Origin of the sequence: Citrobacter sp. EC_71 (assembly GCF_019584005.1) — a bacterium.
In the GTDB taxonomy this organism is placed as follows: domain Bacteria; phylum Pseudomonadota; class Gammaproteobacteria; order Enterobacterales; family Enterobacteriaceae; genus Citrobacter; species Citrobacter werkmanii.
On record NZ_VDAY01000011.1, the window covers coordinates 109268 to 127086 of the forward strand.

At 48.1% G+C, this 17819-nt stretch carries 15 protein-coding genes and 1 pseudogene; 9 read left to right on the top strand and 7 right to left on the bottom strand.

All coding sequences use genetic code 11. From position 1 onward, the window contains the following. Positions 1–13 precede the first annotated feature (13 nt). From FHD02_RS13920 to FHD02_RS13930, 3 genes are read left to right on the top strand one after another with little or no spacing between them, the layout of a single operon-like run. Positions 14–1507: a glycoside hydrolase family 32 protein gene (locus FHD02_RS13920; protein ID WP_079225365.1), complete on the top strand. Its 1494-nt coding sequence runs from the start codon at positions 14–16 to the stop codon at positions 1505–1507. Between the two features lie 12 nt (positions 1508–1519). Continuing rightward, entirely contained in the window at positions 1520–2533 is a 1014-nt protein-coding gene (locus FHD02_RS13925; protein WP_079225363.1) for an OmpG porin family protein, read from the top strand. 45 nt (positions 2534–2578) lie between these two features. Next, positions 2579–3529 carry an aminoimidazole riboside kinase gene (locus FHD02_RS13930; RefSeq protein WP_137371404.1) on the top strand — a complete coding sequence of 317 codons (951 nt, stop codon included), beginning with the start codon at positions 2579–2581 and terminating at the stop codon, positions 3527–3529. Positions 3530–3748: 219 nt separating this feature from the next. Here FHD02_RS13930 and FHD02_RS13935 read toward each other — a convergent pair whose 3' ends face one another. After that, a complete protein-coding gene (locus tag FHD02_RS13935; protein WP_042310338.1) occupies positions 3749–4198 on the bottom strand; it encodes a GNAT family N-acetyltransferase in 450 nt (149 codons plus the stop codon). Positions 4199–4322: 124 nt separating this feature from the next. On the opposite strand from FHD02_RS13935, the gene FHD02_RS13940 reads away from it, so the two are divergent. Further along, a complete protein-coding gene (locus tag FHD02_RS13940) occupies positions 4323–5792 on the top strand; it encodes a PLP-dependent aminotransferase family protein (protein WP_220393987.1) in 1470 nt (489 codons plus the stop codon). Positions 5793–5980: 188 nt separating this feature from the next. Continuing rightward, the gene (locus FHD02_RS13945) at positions 5981–6694 is read left to right on the top strand and encodes a GNAT family N-acetyltransferase (protein ID WP_220393988.1); all 714 of its coding nucleotides are present in this window, start codon (positions 5981–5983) and stop codon (positions 6692–6694) included. A 72-nt stretch (positions 6695–6766) separates the two neighbouring features. Here FHD02_RS13945 and FHD02_RS13950 read toward each other — a convergent pair. From FHD02_RS13950 to puuD, 6 genes and pseudogenes are all read right to left on the bottom strand, one after another. Continuing rightward, a pseudogene (locus FHD02_RS13950) lies at positions 6767–6865 on the bottom strand (tyrosine-type recombinase/integrase); the annotation flags it as partial. 96 nt (positions 6866–6961) lie between these two features. Next, positions 6962–8374, bottom strand: coding sequence for a hypothetical protein (locus tag FHD02_RS13955; RefSeq protein ID WP_220393989.1), 1413 nt, complete (start codon positions 8372–8374; stop codon positions 6962–6964). A 194-nt stretch (positions 8375–8568) separates the two neighbouring features. After that, positions 8569–9849 (bottom strand): FAD-binding oxidoreductase, encoded by a 1281-nt coding sequence (locus FHD02_RS13960; RefSeq protein ID WP_137371407.1) that lies wholly within the window; start codon positions 9847–9849, stop codon positions 8569–8571. Positions 9850–9851: 2 nt separating this feature from the next. Beyond that, positions 9852–11339: an aldehyde dehydrogenase PuuC gene (gene puuC / locus FHD02_RS13965; protein ID WP_220393990.1), complete on the bottom strand. Its 1488-nt coding sequence runs from the start codon at positions 11337–11339 to the stop codon at positions 9852–9854. A gap of 138 nt (positions 11340–11477) precedes the next feature. Further along, positions 11478–12035, bottom strand: coding sequence for an HTH-type transcriptional regulator PuuR (puuR, locus tag FHD02_RS13970; RefSeq protein WP_038637926.1), 558 nt, complete (start codon positions 12033–12035; stop codon positions 11478–11480). Positions 12036–12060: 25 nt separating this feature from the next. Continuing rightward, positions 12061–12825 (bottom strand): gamma-glutamyl-gamma-aminobutyrate hydrolase, encoded by a 765-nt coding sequence (gene puuD / locus FHD02_RS13975; protein ID WP_003838709.1) that lies wholly within the window; start codon positions 12823–12825, stop codon positions 12061–12063. 211 nt (positions 12826–13036) lie between these two features. Here puuD and FHD02_RS13980 point away from each other — a divergent pair, with 211 nt between their 5' ends. The 4 genes from FHD02_RS13980 to FHD02_RS13995 all read left to right on the top strand — a co-directional run bounded on the left by FHD02_RS13980 (position 13037) and on the right by FHD02_RS13995 (position 17797). After that, positions 13037–14455: a glutamine synthetase family protein gene (locus FHD02_RS13980; protein WP_042310310.1), complete on the top strand. Its 1419-nt coding sequence runs from the start codon at positions 13037–13039 to the stop codon at positions 14453–14455. A 343-nt stretch (positions 14456–14798) separates the two neighbouring features. Next, complete coding sequence (locus FHD02_RS13985; RefSeq protein WP_042310309.1) at positions 14799–16187, top strand: APC family permease; 1389 nt, start codon at positions 14799–14801, stop codon at positions 16185–16187. A gap of 164 nt (positions 16188–16351) precedes the next feature. Then, on the top strand, positions 16352–16942 hold the full coding sequence (locus FHD02_RS13990) for a YiiX/YebB-like N1pC/P60 family cysteine hydrolase (RefSeq protein WP_220393991.1): 591 nt from the start codon (positions 16352–16354) through the stop codon (positions 16940–16942). Positions 16943–17221: 279 nt separating this feature from the next. After that, the gene (locus FHD02_RS13995; protein WP_137359903.1) at positions 17222–17797 is read left to right on the top strand and encodes a DJ-1/PfpI family protein; all 576 of its coding nucleotides are present in this window, start codon (positions 17222–17224) and stop codon (positions 17795–17797) included. Positions 17798–17819: the final 22 nt, after the last annotated feature.

A 17819-nucleotide genomic window follows, 5' to 3' on the forward strand; every position in this document is an offset into this window, starting at 1 on the left:
ATTCAGGTGTAACATGAAAAAAATAATATTAGTGGTATCTGCCGCTCTGTTGGCACTTTCGTTTATCAATATGCCAGCCTGGTCGCAGCCTTCTAAAGAAACATTACACAATAAAAGTATTCGCTATATTAATGATTTTTTTCCCCGGGTGGAGGGATCATTTATTGGTGACCCAATGCCGGTCTATAACGATGGTGAATTTGATATTTTTTATCTCAATGATGTGCGCGGCGGTAGCGATTTAGGCGTACATGCTATTCATTTATTATCGAGCACCAATTTATATAACTACCAGAACCATTCTGAAGTGATTCCCTACGTTAACGACGTTGACGATCCTGAACTGTTATTGGGAACCGGCTCGATTATTAAAGTCGGCAATACCTGGCATGCTTGGTATACCGCGCACAATGAAAATGTGTTCCCGGTTGAGTCCATTATGCACGCGACCAGTAAAGATCGTCTTCACTGGGTAAAACACCCGCAGGATACGATTCTGCCAGGTGATAATTATCGCGGTAATGACTTCCGGGATCCTCATGTTGTTTGGGTTGCAGAAAAGAAAGAGTACTGGATGTTAATTACCACGCGTAGTGAGGGGCGCGGTGTCATAGCCCGGTACAGTTCAACCGATTTAAAGAACTGGGAAGACCGTGGTGTATTTTTTGATAATGACACGATTACCAGTAACTCTAACCTGGAATGCCCAACGCTGGTTTTCTTTAATGGACGTTGGTATCTCAGCTTTAGCGACCAATGGCCGCTACGCCTGACCCAGTACCGGGTTGCGGATAATCCGGATGGACCGTGGCGAAAGATGGACAATTATGTGGTTGATGGCTCGGGGTTTTACGCAGGAAAACTTGTACTTAAAAACGATCGCCTGTTTGTTTTTGGTTGGATCCCAACCAAAGCAGGAAGCAGTGACAATGGTAATATTGACTGGGCAGGAAATCTGGTTGCTCATGAGCTCATCGCGGATAAGCAGGGGCAGCTTAGCAGCATCCTTTCACAGGAACTTCAGACGGTCATTAATGATAACCCCGGTCCGGTGACCAGCTTAACAAGCAGTAAAATGATAAAAACAGCCACACAGTTTGGTCCATTACAGTCTGTTGTGTATCCACCTCTGCCCAAACGAGGTGAGTTAAGTGCAACTGTAGATATCCCTTCTGCCGGAATGGTGATGAGTTTTGGTCTGACTGACGACAGAGTAAGCGATGCAAAGCTTAACGTTGTGTTCAATAAGAGCAAAGGCAAGGTCTACTTTTTCAATGCGCCACTCGCATCTATTCACCATGCGAATGCGGAATCATGGGTAAATGTTCCTCTGGATGAAAAAATTGAGTTACGTGTGCTGATTCAAAACTCAATTGCTGTTTTTTATATAAATAATAAAGCCGCATTCAGTACCCGAATGTATTCCATGCCGGAGAAACCATGGAGTATCAGCTTGCCACAAAATGATAATTTTCACGCCACATTGAAAATAAAAGAAATAATATAACGAGATATCACTATGAAAAACTATCATGCCCTGTCTGTTATTTTTGTTCTTCTTTTTCCGGCGCTGGCGAATGCGAGCATGAGCATCATGAAAGATGTATCTGGAAAGGTGATTGCTGTAGATCCGTGGTCATATCTGGATGAAGACGTAATGTGGACCTCAACCCGTTCCTCAAATCCTGCTGGCGGTCGTGTTCATGGTCAACTGAAAATGAAATATGCTATCGAGGATAATAACTGGCGTAACAGCCATTTTCATAACGGAAATGATTCACTGACATTTGTACAAGGGGTGATGCGTCATGATGCGTTACCCGGTTGGTATTTGGCATTTTCTGAGGGCCGAACTACCAACTATAACGGGACATGGGAGGATCAAACATACCTCAGCCAAAATCAGTGGACTCAGTTGATTGTTGGTCATGAATATTTCTACAAGCGTCTACGTTATGGTTGGGACGTGATGGGCGGAAGTTCATCACTTGATGACCGTTGGCAGGGGCGCGTCAAGTTCTTTACCGATTTGCGTGTTACGGACAACTTCTCGTTCTTTAACTATCTGTATCAGCAGATTGATCATCGCCGTAATGGTGGTTCACAAAATGACCGGGATAGACGTTCATTTCAGATTGAACCCGGCGTTCAATACATTATTAACAATACCACTGGAGCCTGGTTCCGCCAGCAATTCGCTTCTGCAATTTTAGACCGCGCGCAATGGGGAGATATTGATGAAAAAAGTTGGACAACATCACTTGGCGTCTGGCACAACTGGGGGAAATTATCCACGACATTCAGCGGTGGATATGGGCATTACAAAAAGAATAATGCGCGAGTTGAAGATGGCGAGGTATTCCAGAATACCCGTAACCGCTTTCTTAAATTATCAGCAAATTATCCATTAACTTCTCGTTTTACGGTATCCGGGGAAATAACCGGTTCGTTAATAAACCAGAGTGGCAGTTGGGTCACTAATGGTGATGCCATAACCACCGACTATAAGCTGATGCTGGATTATAACTTTTAACCGTCACGTTTAAATAAATGCGTTAATTACCATTGAGGAAATGTCATGAATATCTGGACGCTTGGCGATGCGGTGGTTGATCTTTTGCCGCTTTCAGACATGCAATATCAAGCTTGTGCAGGAGGAGCGCCATTCAATGTGGCAATTGGTACTGCGCGTTTACACAGGAAAAGTGGTTTTATTGGTCGGGTAGGTGATGACGACTTTGGCCACTTTCTAAAAAAGACGCTGTCTGATGCAGGCGTCTCAACTGCAAGCCTTCAGATGGATAATCAGCACAGAACCAGTACGGTGCTGGTCTCGCTGGGTAACGGTGGCGAACGTGGATTTACATTTTTAACCAATCCCTCCGCGGATCAATTTTTAACATCTGCCGCGCTACCAGATTTTAGCGACGATATTCTGCACTTCTGTTCTCTGGCTCTGGTGGCTGAAGGTTGCCGTGATACATTGGCTTCTGCCATCGCTCAGGTTAAACAACGGGGCGGATTACTGAGTTTCGATGTAAATTTACGCGAGCAAATGTGGCCCGATAAGAAAGAAATGCTCAAAGTGGTACGCCACTATTCTTTACAGGCTGACATTCTTAAGCTTTCGGAAGAAGAGTGGTACTGGATGACCGGTACACACGATTTTGCCCATGCGCTTGACGGCCTTAAAGCGCTCCCTGCACAACTGAAAGTAGTAACCTACGGAGCGCAGGGCGCGATGGTACTTTGGCAGGATAATGTGATCCATTTCAACGGCTATACCGTCGACAGTATTGATACGACTGGGGCGGGGGATGCTTTTGTCGCCGGTTTGCTGGCCTGGCTGGCAGACAACCGGATGCCGGAGTGTGTTGAACAGCTTCGCCAGGCTATCGCCTGGGCCAGTGGCTGCGGTGCGCTCGCGACAACCCGCAAGGGCGCGCTGACTGCACTGCCGGATATCGAAACGCTGAATGCTTTTATTATGCAATGTCATCTACCGGACTACGAAATAAAAGACCTTTAAGCATGATAACGGCGAGCTAAATAATTTTAGCTCTCTGTGATTTTTGTGAATGTCCCCGCATCCTCATCGGATGGCGGGGATTTTTACTTTATCGTTGCCATACCGGCTCTGTACCTTTTTGATGCTTGATAGATACAGCCTTTGAGTATATCTACTCAGAGGCTAATCTTTGATTTTTTAAAACTGAATGATTAACGTCTGTTCGAAGTGTTATTTCGCTCACATACGATATTCAATCATCCCGCTCTTTTTGGCCACCCAGTCATACAGTCGTTGTCCACGCAGATTGGTTTCATGCGTGTGCCAGTATAATCTTGATGCGTGGTTTTTTTGGGCTTGTTGTTGTACATATTCGATAAGCTGTTTACCGATATGTTGACCGCGTACATCTTCGCTAACAAATAGATCTTCGAGATAGCAATAATTTGATTCTGCCCAGGTTGAACGGTGAAAGAGATAATGCACCAGTCCCACTATTTTTCCATCATATTTGGCAACTGCACAATAAACAGGTTCGCCAGGCGTCAGAAAACGCTCCCACGTTAATTTTGTTACTTCATCTGAAATTTTAGTGCGATAAAATGTCTGGTAGTTTTTCCATAAAGGAAGCCAGCTGGCGTAATCTTTTTGTTCTGCACTTTCAATAGCAACGTCATTCATGTTAATCATATATATCCTGATATTTTATACGAATAGTGTGTTAGTATGATGATACTAAGAATTTTATAAATTCTCGTAAAGAGACACTTTCGATATATTGATAGGATCCACTTTTAGTATAAAGGTTAATACAATGAAGAAAAACAATGCGCCTTTATTTCAAGGATTTGTTTTAGGAAAAGGTGCGGTTAAGGAGCAGGTCTACCACATCCTCCGCGATCACATCCTCGAAGGGCGATTGCCGCCAGGAACAAAAATGCCGTCAACCCGGGCGTTGTCCGAGATGATGTCAATTTCACGAAATTCAGTGATTGCCGGTTATGACCGGTTATTAGATGAAGGGTATATTCTGACCCGGAAAGGGTCTGGAACCTATGTTGCGCATCATATTCCGGATCGAAGTATCAGCAATTGCTATCCAATAATGGTGCCGGAGAAAGTCGTCACGCCTGATGAACAGCTAAACAGCCAAAATAATCCTGTGCGCGATTTATGGTCGAATGAGTATGAAGGGCGCGGTATGAACCGTCTGTTTGCGGTTGGCGTTGGCTGTACGGATCTTTTCCCGCACGCACTATGGGGCAAATTACTGCAACGAGTCTGGAGACAATCCCGGCATCAACTGGGAGCACACACTCACCCTTGCGGATACCTTCCTTTGAGAAAAGCGGTTTGTCGTTACATCAAAACAACGCGTGGCGTGAACTGTAACGAAGATCAGATAATCATCGTAAATGGTATTCAACAGGCATTGAACATTACCGCACGAGCGTTGCTGTCGCCAGGAAGTGACGTTTGGCTGGACGAGCCGGGTTACAAAGGTGCCCGCGGAGCCTTCTTGTCTGTTGGCGCGATGGTAAGGCCGGTACCGGTAGACAGCGAAGGAATGAACGTCCGCTATGGTATTGAGCATTTCCCTGACGCTAAGCTGGCCTATGTTGTCCCGTCGGATCAATATCCATTAAGTGGAACGTTGAGTTTATGCCGGCGTTTTGAGCTGCTGGAATGGGCGAAGTCGAATCAGGCATGGATATTTGAAGATGACTATAATAGCGAGTTCCGCTATGCCGACCGTTCCTTACAGGCATTGCAGGGATTAGATCACAATCATCGGGTTATTTATGCTGGTACATTTTCGAAAATGATGTATCCAGAATTTCGTTTAGGTTTTTTAGTTGTCCCGCCCGGTTTACAAGAACAGATTATGGTGACGAAATATTTTACAGATCTCGGTACCAGTTATCTTGAGCAGGCCGTGATGGCGAATTTTATTGAGGATGGGCACTATGCCAGTCATGTACGCCGAGTTCGTAAGGCGTGTTATGAAAGAAGAGCTGCGCTGGTCAATGCTATTCAAGAATACCTTGCTGATAAAATGATTGTTCAGCCTTCTGACTCTGGCGTTCATATTGTGTGCTGGCTACAAAACGGATTGACCGGAAATGAAGTCGAGGAAAAAGCCAGGGTACTTGGGATGGGAATATTATCACTGGGCCGTTATTACCAGGGAGATATCACCCGACAGGGGATTTTGATTGGTTTTGCAAATCATCCTGCTGAGGCAATTGTTGATGGGATACGCCGTCTGGCCCAGGTTATTTAAAGAATATTTTATTCAGCTCTTATCATTAATGCTGCAATACGCTTGTTTGGTTCCGTCTAAGATATTATGCCTTTTTTGTACAATGAAAAGCTGTGGATCCGTAAAAAACACGCATTGTGGTTCTTTTGATCTGGTTAGTTTGATCATACCCTGCGCGGGTTTAGTCCTGTTTTGTCAGAGGTACGGATATGTCGGGCATCTTTAATCAATTCCATCAACCCGTAGGTATGTCTTTGTCGGACTGGAAAGGCGCCCCCTTTCCACAGGCTCAGCAAATTACAGGTCGCTATTGTAAGCTTGAACGTATTAATGCCGAACGCCATGCCAAAGAGTTGTATGAAGCGTACTGCGAAGCGAGTGATTTTCGTGACTGGACATATCTGGCGGCAGGGCCTTTTGAAACTTTTGACTCCTTCCTGAACTATGTAAAAAACATGGAAGAACAGACAGATCCGATGCATTTTGCCGTGATTGATTTAGTCACTATGCAACCTGTTGGTACGTTTGCTCTTATGCGTATCGATCCCTCAAATGGTGTGATTGAGGTGGGGCATATTTCTTACTCCGTACGCATGAAACGCACACGAATTTCAACGGAGGTCATATCATTGCTTTTAAAGTACGTTTTTGAGGATCTGGGCTATCGCCGTTTTGAATGGAAATGTGATGCGCTTAATGCGCCTTCCCGTGGGGCGGCGGAGCGTTTTGGCTTCAGTTTTGAAGGCATATTTCGGCAGGCTATTGTTACCCATGGGCGAAATCGGGATACCGCATGGTACTCAATCATCGATAGTGAGTACCCGACACTCCGACCGGCCTACGATCTGTGGCTTAATGAGCGTAATTTCGATAACCAGAGTCGGCAGATTAAACGTCTTGGGGAATTGATGGAAAGGGTATAAAAGGATCACTGCCCCATACCGTCAGTGGTTACGTGAGTTTCGGTAATGCAAAGACCGTAGATTCGACTTCTATTATCGTGCCAGATGAGCATAGCGCTGTATTATCGCTATGCTTTCCCAACCACCCATTTCCTGAAGTGCTGATAGCTGAATACCGGACTGGTACATAAACTAAAGGTAGTAATGATACTAAGGTGAAAATATGAATGACGATCACCTTTAACGAGACAGGCAGTTACACATAATCACGGACAGGCTCAGATTCAATTATAATATTTCATTATCTAATATTCCTGCGTTACAAAGTTTATTACGTAGTTTTTTGGCGCCAAACATATTCAAATGATGTCCATCGAGAAAATCACAATAATGAAAATCACGATCTGTGGAATAATCATATACATGGAAATGTTGTGACTTTAATGTGCTTAAAAAATTATATACTTTATGTTTGATGTGTTTGTCTAAGTTTTCAATATATGATCTTTGTACTGGTGGTATAATGAAGTAAACTTCTTTTTCTAAATGATTAGCATTGTTTTTTAGTTCTTCCATTAATCTGCAATTTAGTTCAAATGAGTCTTCGTATTTAATATATTTGTTATGCACGGACACTGTGTGAATCCCCAGTTTTTCACCTTCCTCTTTTGATATTTGAACTGCGGAGTTTATTTTTTTTTGCATTTCCAGTATAACGTCATTGTCATCATTTTTGTTTTCAAATCTATTGTTCTCGGCAGTGCCATCGTCTAAATAACGTGAGCTGACCAAAACATCAACAGAAGTAGATATATTAAGGTTTGTCGTATGATTATGTAATCTGCCGCTCTGTGATTCGGGAGATAGATCTTTACCATTCATGAAACTCGTTACGGCTTTATACGCATCAACATATACTTTAGCATTTCCTTTTTTTATTTCTTTAAAAAAATCATACAAGCCAAAACAAAAGATAACTTTATTATCTAATGGTACTTTATGTATCTCATGGTACAATTGCATAGCGCTGATTATATCTAAGCCTGGTATTGAGAAACTGACAGAATTCTCTGAATTCACATCTGTTAGGGCATGGTAAGCATACGAAGAGCCGAATATGATTTGTTTGAATTTTTTATCCAGTAATCTCATGTATTGATATGCAAAAAATAACGTCCAGTCTTCATGTGATTCGCGTGTGATTTTTTGTGGTGCTTCGTAAAGATAATGAGAAAAAGGTCTGCATACACCTTTATTCAAAACAGCATTGCTTCCATGGTAATCATAGGCAAGCACAGAAAATGGGCTATTATAAATTTCTTTACTAAGCTTCTCAATATCAATAAATTTTTCTGAATTATAAAAATGGATATTGAAATTTATAATGTTTACACGCGTTGTAAAATCTTTATAAGCACTCTCTTTGCCGATAAAAAATACATCCTTGGTTTTTATATCCATCATATACCCATAAAAATTACATGAGGTCATATAAAAAGAATCAATACAGTCTGCGTGGAAAAATTCACATAGCATGAATAAAGCATCGATAAAAGCTACAGTTGCATCACCGTCAGGCAGGTGATGACAGTTATCCAGCAAAAATTCTTTTAACTCCAGAGCATTAGAGACATCCCGGCTATTATATAGCGCTAAAATAAAGAATCTTAAATTTAACATAAATTTTACATTGCTGTTCATCTATTCCTCCGTTACATATTAATATCCATCCTTATAAATGCGGCAGGGAAGAAAAAAACTTAAAATGTGAGTCCACCGGAACGTTACACTGAAAGTGACAATGACAGTCGATGGATACGGCTCGGAATTTTCAATGGCAATAAAAAAACGCACAGGGGAGACCGCCCTGTGCGTTGGGTTTATCGCGGAAGAACTCAAACCCCAAGGCGATCGCGTAAGCTGTAATAGGCCGCCCCCATGGCGGTAAAGGGAATGCGCAGGCTGCGGCCTCCCGGGAACGGGTAGTGTGGCAGATTGGCGAATGCGTCAAAGCGCTCGGCATCCCCGCGTAACAGTTCGGAAATCAGGCGTCCAGCCAGATGGGTGCAGGTCACGCCGTGACCGCTGTAGCCCTGCATATAGTAAATATTGGTATCAAGACGGCCGAACTGCGGCATACGTGATAACGTCAACAGGAAATTACCGGTCCAGCGGTAATCAATTTTTACCCCCTGCAATTGCGGGAAGGTCTTCAGCAGATTCGGCATCACCAGGCGCTCAATATCGTTCGGATCGCGGGCGCCGTAGACTACGCCGCCGCCGTACAGCAGGCGGTTATCGCCGGTCAGACGGTAGTAATCCAGCAGGTAGTTACAATCTTCCACACAGTAGTTTTTCGGGATCAGCGAGCGCGCCATTTCAGCGGACAGCGGTTCGGTGGTTAATACCTGTGTGCCGCACGGCATGCTGCTTTTTGCCAGCGCCGGTTCCAGTTTGTCGCCGAGGTAGGCGTTGCCCGCCACGATCACAAAGCGGGCGGTAACCTGACCTTTTTCCGTGCTGACCACCGCCGGGCTGGTGTGCTGAATGCGGGTGACCGGCGACTGTTCAAAGACGCGCCCGCCGTTCAGACGAATAGCGTTAGCTTCGCCAATCGCCAGATTGAGCGGATGAATATGACCACCGCTATGGTCGAGCAGCGCGCCGACATAACGATCGCTACTGACTTCGCGGCGAATTTCGCTGCTGTCTAACAGTTCAAGCTGCGTGTTGCCGTAGCGTTCCCAGTTCGACTTCTGCTCTTCCAGCGTTTCCATCTGCTTATGGTTCAGCGCCACAAACAGCCCACCGGGGCGATAGTCACAGTCAATCTGATAACGCTTGATGCGTTCGCGAATGATATCGCCGCCTTCAAACATCATGCTGCCGAGCATTTTGGCGGCGTCCGGGCCGTAGCTGCGTTCGATAACATCAATATCGCGACTGTAAGAGTTAACCAACTGGCCGCCGTTGCGTCCGCTGGCGCCAAAACCAATACGCGCGGACTCCAGTAGCACCACGTCATAACCCATTTCCGCTAAATGCAGGGCGGAGGAGAGTCCGGTATAGCCACCGCCCACGACACAGACATCACAGCTAACCGATTCGCTAAGGGTGGGAAACGGTTCGTACTGATTGGCGCTAGCGGCGTAATAACTGCTGGTATGTTCAGTCATGATTAAGGCTCCAGGGAGATCCAAATGGTTTTCAGTTCGCTAAATTTTTCCAGGGCATGCAAGGACTTATCGCGCCCGTTGCCGCTTTGCTTATAACCGCCGAACGGCACGGTCATATCACCGTCGTTGTAGTTATTCACGAAGACCGACCCGGCCTTCAGGCGACGACTCATGCGATGGGCGCGCGACAAATCGCGGGTCCAGACTGCGGCACCCAGGCCGTAGTCGCTGTCGTTGGCCAGCGCCAGGGCTTCGGCTTCGCTGCTAAAACGGGTGATGACCAGTACCGGGCCGAAGATCTCATCGCGGCTGACGTGGGCTTGCGGTGCGGTATCGACAAAAATCGTCGGGCCGATAGCCGCCGGATGGACATGGCTGCGGCCATCCAGCGCCAGCGTGCCTTGCGTTTCACCGTCGCGAATAAAGGTGTCCACGGTGTCAGCATGCGCATTGTCGATAAGCGTGCCCATCGTGGTTTCAGGATCCAGCGGGTTGCCCGGCTGCCAGTTTTTCGCCTGCTCTTTCAACAGCGCGATAAATTCGTCGGCAATACTCTCTTCCAGCAGCAGACGCGTACCGGCGATACAGACCTGACCCTGGTTGTAGAAAATGCCTGCCGCGGCAGTGGCGGCGGCTTTTGGTAGATCCGGGCAGTCGGCAAACACGATGTTGGCGCTTTTACCGCCAGCTTCCAGCCAAACGCGTTTCATGTTGCTGTCGCCAGCATCTTTTAGCAGTTGCTTGCCGGTGCGGGTTGAGCCAGTAAAAGTGATCACATCGACATCCGGATGCTGCGACAACGCCTGGCCTGCTTCGTGGCCATACCCGCTAACCACGCTGAGAACGCCATCGGGCAAACCCGCTTTTTTAGCCAGCGCCGCAAGGCGAATGGCGGTCAGTGGGGATTTCTCCGAGGGTTTGAGGATCACGCTGTTACCGGCGGCCAGCGCGGGGCCAAGTTTCCAACAGGCCAGTAGCAGGGGAAAGTTCCACGGAACGATAGCCGCGATCACGCCCACTGGTTCGCGCACAATCAGCGCCAGATCGTTTACCGAGGTGGTGGCAACTTCGCCATAGACTTTATCAATAGCTTCGGCGTACCACCGGATGGCGCGCGCCGCACCTGGAATATCATCACGCAGGCTATGGCGAATCGGTTTACCGGTGTCGAGCGTTTCCAGTAGCGCCAGCTCCTCGTGATGCTGCTCCATTAAATCTGCAAGCTTGTGCAGAACCGCCTTGCGCTCAGCGGGTGACGCCTGCGACCAGTCACCGCGTTCAAAGACGGCGCGGGCGGCGGTGACCGCACGATCCACATCCGCTTTTTTGCCGCGGGCGACTTTGGCGAGTGGGCGCTGTCCGGCCGGATCCTGAGTAATAAAGGTTTCGTTATCGGCGGCGGCGCAATATTCGCCGTTAATAAATAAACGGGTTTCCGGCGAATAATGACTGGCTTTCTCACGCCAATATTTAAGGTTCTGAAAGTTCATAGCTACTCCTTTTATATCAATAAGATAAAGTTCGTTGCTGATCTTTTTCAGGCAAAATCAGGCTGCACGATGCCCCAGGGATTTACCCTGTTAATGCGCGTTATTTAAGAAGGCCTGAGAAACTCAGGCCGCTACTTATTAGAATGTGGTAGGAGTGTGGGCACTGATAATGCGGCAGATCCCTGCCGAAGTGTTGCTGAAGCTGTGTGGAATGCCGGTGTTAATGGCATAACTCTGCCCTGCAACAAGATGATACGTTTGACCGTTGATGGTCAAAACCACTTCACCTTCCAGTATTGTGCCTATCTCTTCACCCTGGTGCTTAATTCTCTCCCCGGTTGTCGTGCCTGGCTGATAGGTTTCAAACATCATTGCCAGCGTACGATTCGGATTTCCGTTGTGAACTAACTTCATGGATACTCCCTGACTCCCGATCTCAATCAAATCATCCTGATTGATAACCACCTGCGGTTCGTCAGGCTTTTCCGGTTCCGCGAAGAACTCGGAGAGCGACAGCCCATATACTTTCAATAGCTTTTGCAGCGTACTGATGGCAGGACTGACTTTATCCTGCTCTATGGTGCTGATGGCGCTATGCGTCAACCCAGACAGTTCGGCGGCACGACGCTGCGAAAGACCCAATTGCTGGCGGATCTCTGACAAACGTTTACCCGGCGCCAGGCCGTCATCGCTCATAATTGCATTTCCTTAACAGTAGTGGTCAGAGTCGCTGTTTTTCAGCGAGGTGGTTCTGACAAGCGGTGATAAAACCTTCAAGTAACAAACGCGACAGGGCGTATTCGCTACTGTTCCATTCCGGGTGCCACTGCACGCCGAGCGCGAAAGGATGGTCGTGAACGCTGGCAGCTTCCACTAATCCATCCTGCGATCGTGCTTCCACACGCAGCTGCGGGCCGAGCGTTTTTGCGCCCTGACCATGTAAGGAGTTAACCCAAAACGTGCTGCAACCTGGTATTAATTGCGACAGCAATCCTCCCTGTTGAACCTGGACTTCATGAGATGGGGCGTACTGCTGCTCCACCGGGAGTTCCGCATCTTCACGATGCTCCAGGAACTGTGAGTGATCGCACAGGCGACGATACAGAGTCCCGCCAGTGGCGACAACTAATTCCTGTAAGCCCCGGCAGATGGCGAAAATGGGAATGCGCCTTTCGAGCCCGGCGGTAATTAGCGCCATGCTCAGAAGATCACGCCCCGGATCGGCGTCAGACTCATCGCCATTTTCACCATATAGGTGCGGCTGCACATTGCTTGGGCTTCCAGGCAGGAAGATACCATCCAGTTTTGGTAACAGCGCGTTCAGTAATTCTGGCTCCGCGAGCGCATGAGGTAACGCTATCGGTAATCCCCCGGCATTCAAAACCGCATTCAGGTACTTTTCTTGCAGAGTCTGGGTCTCGTGACCCTTAAGCCTGTTCCTACACATCACGACACCAATAACTGGCTTGTCAAATATATTGCCCATGATCGACCTCACGTTTTGGAATAAATTATTGCCAAACGGTTCCTTGTTGTGCCATTCCGTTCATTATTTTCTCAATCTAGCAGCGCAATAACCTTCTGGCAAACTTAATTTAACATTTGACAAACAAATTGTTTGCATCCAGAGTCGAAGAGTGGACATTATATTTAACAGTCAAATCACAGAAAGCTTACCAGGCCAACGGCGGTGAATCATGGAAACCAATATCGTAGAAGTTGAGAATTTTGTGCAGCATTCTGAAGAGAGGCGAAGTAGCGCGTTTGCGCGCGAAGTGAAGCAATATCTGGAACGTTATCCCAACACGCAGTTTGTGGATGTGCTGTTAACCGACCTGAATGGCTGTTTTCGCGGTAAACGCATTCCCGTGTCGGGATTGTCTAAGTTAGAGAAGGGCTGTTATTTTCCGGCATCGGTGTTCGCGATGGACATTCTGGGCAATGTGGTGGAAGAGGCGGGGTTAGGACAAGAACTTGGCGAGCCGGACAGGACCTGTGTGCCAGTGCTCGGAACGTTAACCCCTTCGGCCGCCGATCCGGAATTTATTGGGCAGATGATGCTGACAATGCTGGATGAAGATGGCGCTCCCTTTGACGTTGAGCCGCGGAACGTTCTCAACCGACTCTGGCAGAAACTTCGCCAGCGCGGTTTGTTCCCCGTCGTAGCGGTAGAGCTGGAGTTCTATTTACTCGATCGCAAGCGCGATCCCGAAGGTTATCTGCAGCCGCCGTGCGCGCCGGGAACGGACGATCGTAATACCCAAAGTCAGGTTTATTCCGTTGATAACCTGAACCATTTTGCTGATGTGCTGAACGATATCGACGAACTGGCCCGTCTGCAGTTGATCCCGGCCGACGGTGCGGTGGCCGAAGCATCGCCTGGTCAGTTTGAAATCAATCTTATCCATACCGATAACGTACTCGACGCCTGTGACGATGCGCTGGCGCTGAAGCGGCTGGTGCGGTTGGTGGCGGAAAAACATAAGATGCACGCCACGTTTATGGCAAAGCCTTATGAGGAGCATGCCGGTAGCGGGATGCATATCCACATCAGCATTATGAATAACAAAGGCGAGAACGTGCTGGCCGATGTGAATGGCGATGACTCCGCGTTGCTTAAGCGGGCGCTTGCCGGGATGATTGATCTGATGCCTGCGTCGATGGCGCTGCTGGCGCCAAATGTGAACTCTTATCGTCGCTTCCAACCTGGGATGTACGTCCCGACTCAGGCTTCCTGGGGGCATAACAACCGTACAGTGGCGCTGCGCATTCCCTGCGGCGATCGTGATAATCATCGGGTTGAATATCGTGTGGCGGGGGCTGATGCCAACCCTTATCTGGTGATGTCGACCATTCTGGCCGGGATCCTCCATGGTCTGGATAACGAACTGCCGTTACAGGAAGAGGTGGAAGGCAACGGACTGGAGCAGGAGGGTTTGCCGTTCCCGATCCGTCAGAGCGATGCGCTGTGGGAGTTTATGCAAAACGACAGTCTGCGTGAATTATTGGGTGAGCGCTTTAGCCACGTGTATCACGCCTGTAAAAACGATGAATTAATCCAGTTTGAACGTCTTATCACCGACACCGAAATTGAGTGGATGTTGAAAAACGCCTGACCGTCGTACAGGTCGTTTAAAAAGAAGTCGCATCATGCGGGCTGAGCGGAGCCAGCCCGTAAAAATTGCAGGAATACCTGCCATTTCCCGGATGTCGCGTAATGGAGCGCGGGCGACAACGGGTCTTCAGATAACCGACAGAGTTTGTGACGAGGAAATGTGATGATGCCAGTGTTTAAAAACCAGCCCCGCGTGAGCATCCATGGCTCCCGCAGTAAGTACGGACCACACCTTTGCCGTACGACATTGACGCCTTACTTTTGGAGATCCACCCCGACACGACTCAGGTTTGCGCTACCAACATTTCGAACGCAGACCTGGACTCGTTGCGGGGAGGATCGCTATGTCGACTAATTCTCCTGTGGACGTTGCAGCCCAGCCGGGCAAAACACAGCTGCGAAAATCCCTGAAGTTGTGGCAGGTGGTGGTGATGGGGTTGGCCTATCTCACGCCGATGACGGTGTTTGACACCTTTGGGATTGTTTCGGGCGTCAGCAATGGCCATGTTCCGGCCTCCTATCTGCTGGCCCTGGCGGGCGTGCTGTTCACCGCCATCAGTTACGGTAAGCTGGTACGCCAGTTTCCGCAGGCCGGTTCGGCCTACACCTACGCGCAAAAAGCCATCAATCCGCATGTGGGGTTTATGGTTGGCTGGTCGTCGCTGCTTGACTACCTTTTCCTGCCGATGATTAACGTCCTGCTGGCGAAAATTTACCTCTCCGCGCTGTTCCCGGAGGTTGCGCCATGGATTTGGGTGGTGATGTTCGTGGCGATCCTCACCGCGGCCAATTTGAAAAGCGTTAATCTGGTGGCGAACTTCAATGCGCTGTTTGTACTGGTGCAGGTGGCGATAATCGCCGTGTTTATCTTCCTCGTGGTACAAGGGCTGCATAAAGGCGAGGGGGTCGGCACCGTCTGGTCGCTGCAACCATTTATTAGCCAGAATGCGCATTTGATCCCGATTATCACCGGGGCGACCATCGTCTGCTTCTCGTTCCTCGGCTTTGATGCAGTGACGACGCTTTCTGAAGAAACGCCGGATGCGGCGCGTACCATCCCGAAAGCTATTTTCCTCACCGCCCTGTACGGTGGGTTGATCTTCATTGCCGCTTCGTTCTTTATGCAGCTGTTTTTCCCGGATATTAGCCGCTTTAAAGACCCGGATGCGGCGCTGCCGGAGATTGCGCTGTATGTCGGCGGCAAACTGTTCCAGTCCATTTTCCTGTGTACGACTTTTGTGAATACGCTGGCGTCAGGCCTGGCGTCACATGCCAGTGTATCCCGTTTGCTGTACGTGATGGGCCGCGATAACGTCTTCCCGGAGAAGTACTTCGGTTATGTCCATCCGAAATGGCGCACCCCTGCGCTAAACGTCATTATGGTCGGCATTGTGGCGCTGTCGGCCCTGTTTTTTGACCTGGTGACCGCCACGGCGTTGATTAACTTTGGTGCGCTGGTGGCCTTTACGTTCGTCAATTTGTCTGTGTTTAACCACTTCTGGCGTCGTGAAGGGCGTAAACATACCTGGCAGGAGAAATTACACTTTCTGGTATTGCCAATGGTTGGCGCCGCCACGGTTGCCGTACTGTGGGTCAATCTGGAGGTGACATCGCTGACGCTGGGACTGGTATGGGCCGGGTTAGGGTTGGTGTATCTCGCCTGGCTGACCGGACGTTTTCGTAAGCCGCCGCCGCAGTTTGACGCGGCGAAAACCGAACGGGCCTGGGAGTGATCTGACGACGAACCACATTGTTGTTTCAGGTATTAACAACAGGGCGTGCCTTCAAGGACGCCCTCAGCCGTAAAAGAGTTCATGTATCGTAATTTCTTCGTAGAGAGATATAGCACCAGGTTGGATAAACTTTTAATGCCATACTTTTTCTATTCGAGGTTCACATGCCAAATCATATTGATTTAGCACAAGTTAAAGCGATGAAAGTGGTTAATTATGCCACTTTGCGTGAAACGTTAAAATCAGGTGACCTTTTTTTCGCTTCCGGAGACTACCTGGTATCAAAAGCAATTGAAAAGATGACTGACTCACCATGGAGCCATGTAGGGATTGTTTTTGTTTTACCGCAAATAGATCGTGTGTTGCTCCTGGAGAGTGTAGAAGATATGGGCGTACGGCTATCTCCATTATCAAAATATTTATCCGATTATGATGATATTGGGAAACCTTACAAAGGCCGGGTTGTTCTCGCTAGATATGAGGCATTGTCTAAATCCGCCGTTGAGCAAATAGCGGCTTTTGGTCTTAATGAACTAACCCGCCCATATGATAAAGAAGAAATAGCACGCATCCTTGCGAGGATCACTCTTGGGAAAGGAAAATCGAAAAAGGACAGGGAATATATCTGCTCTGAACTCGTCTATGCTTGCTTCAACAATGCCGGAATTAACATTCCATATAATCAGAAAGGATTTATTAGCCCTGAGGATGTATGGCAGGAGTCACATATTTCTTTAATAAACAGAATATTGTAGAGACCGCCACTGTCAAAATAGCATCGAAAATCGGCGTATGTAATCTGCGCCGCTATTTTTACTACGAAAGATAAATTACTCGCGTGGTTGCTGCGTAACGTATTGAGTAGCGTAGTCGCGTATATATCTGACGGAGGGGGACGGCCCTTCAATTGTGACCACCTTCAAACCTCCGATGACGGCGCATACTGCTGTATTTATTAATGTCGGGATACGCGTGGGCTATAGTAAAGATGGCCGCTATTTCTCATCATTAATCACTGTGAGTGGGGGACGTGAATGAAGAAGATACTGATGTTGGTTGGCGATTATGTCGAAGATTATGAAACGATGGTTCCTTTCCAGGCGTTGCAAATGCTGGGCCATCGTGTTGATGCAGTCTGTCCGGATAAGCGTCAGGGTGACTACGTTCAAACCGCGATTCATGATTTTGATGGGGCGCAAACCTATAGCGAAAAACCGGGACACCGTTTTACGTTGAATGCGAATTTTGCCGAAGCGCGGGCCGTCGATTATGACGCGTTGGTGATCCCCGGCGGGCGTGCTCCGGAATATCTCCGGCTGAACCCGGATGTCATCCAACTGGTACAGGATTTCAACTCGGCGGGTAAACCTATCGCCGCCGTCTGTCATGGTCCTCAATTATTGGCGGCAGCGGGAATATTAGAAAATCGTACCTGTAGCGCCTATCCGGCCTGCGCGCCTGAAGTGCGTTTGAGCGGCGGACATTATGCGGATATCGGCATTGATCAAGCCCACGTCGACGGTAATCTGGTGACTGCGCCAGCCTGGCCCGCGCATCCGCAGTGGCTGGCTAAATTTGTTGAAGTATTAATGCAGTCAGCGGCAAAGTGATGAGAAAGTCGGTATAACCTCC

Bases quoted from the DNA above. Each gene is read 5' to 3' on its own strand.
- FHD02_RS13925 (WP_079225363.1), top strand. From the start codon at position 1,520: ATGAAAAACTATCATGCCCTGTCTGTTATTTTTGTTCTTCTTTTTCCG.
- puuR (WP_038637926.1), bottom strand. From the start codon at position 12,035: ATGAGCGATGACGGCCTGGCGCCGGGTAAACGTTTGTCAGAGATCCGC.
- FHD02_RS13980 (WP_042310310.1), top strand. From the start codon at position 13,037: ATGGAAACCAATATCGTAGAAGTTGAGAATTTTGTGCAGCATTCTGAA.
- FHD02_RS13930 (WP_137371404.1), top strand. From the start codon at position 2,579: ATGAATATCTGGACGCTTGGCGATGCGGTGGTTGATCTTTTGCCGCTT.
- FHD02_RS13955 (WP_220393989.1), bottom strand. From the start codon at position 8,374: ATGAACAGCAATGTAAAATTTATGTTAAATTTAAGATTCTTTATTTTA.
- puuC (WP_220393990.1), bottom strand. From the start codon at position 11,339: ATGAACTTTCAGAACCTTAAATATTGGCGTGAGAAAGCCAGTCATTAT.
- FHD02_RS13940 (WP_220393987.1), top strand. From the start codon at position 4,323: ATGAAGAAAAACAATGCGCCTTTATTTCAAGGATTTGTTTTAGGAAAA.
- FHD02_RS13990 (WP_220393991.1), top strand. From the start codon at position 16,352: ATGCCAAATCATATTGATTTAGCACAAGTTAAAGCGATGAAAGTGGTT.
- FHD02_RS13960 (WP_137371407.1), bottom strand. From the start codon at position 9,849: ATGACTGAACATACCAGCAGTTATTACGCCGCTAGCGCCAATCAGTAC.
- FHD02_RS13995 (WP_137359903.1), top strand. From the start codon at position 17,222: ATGAAGAAGATACTGATGTTGGTTGGCGATTATGTCGAAGATTATGAA.
- FHD02_RS13945 (WP_220393988.1), top strand. From the start codon at position 5,981: ATGTCGGGCATCTTTAATCAATTCCATCAACCCGTAGGTATGTCTTTG.
- FHD02_RS13920 (WP_079225365.1), top strand. From the start codon at position 14: ATGAAAAAAATAATATTAGTGGTATCTGCCGCTCTGTTGGCACTTTCG.
- FHD02_RS13985 (WP_042310309.1), top strand. From the start codon at position 14,799: ATGTCGACTAATTCTCCTGTGGACGTTGCAGCCCAGCCGGGCAAAACA.
- puuD (WP_003838709.1), bottom strand. From the start codon at position 12,825: ATGGGCAATATATTTGACAAGCCAGTTATTGGTGTCGTGATGTGTAGG.
- FHD02_RS13935 (WP_042310338.1), bottom strand. From the start codon at position 4,198: ATGATTAACATGAATGACGTTGCTATTGAAAGTGCAGAACAAAAAGAT.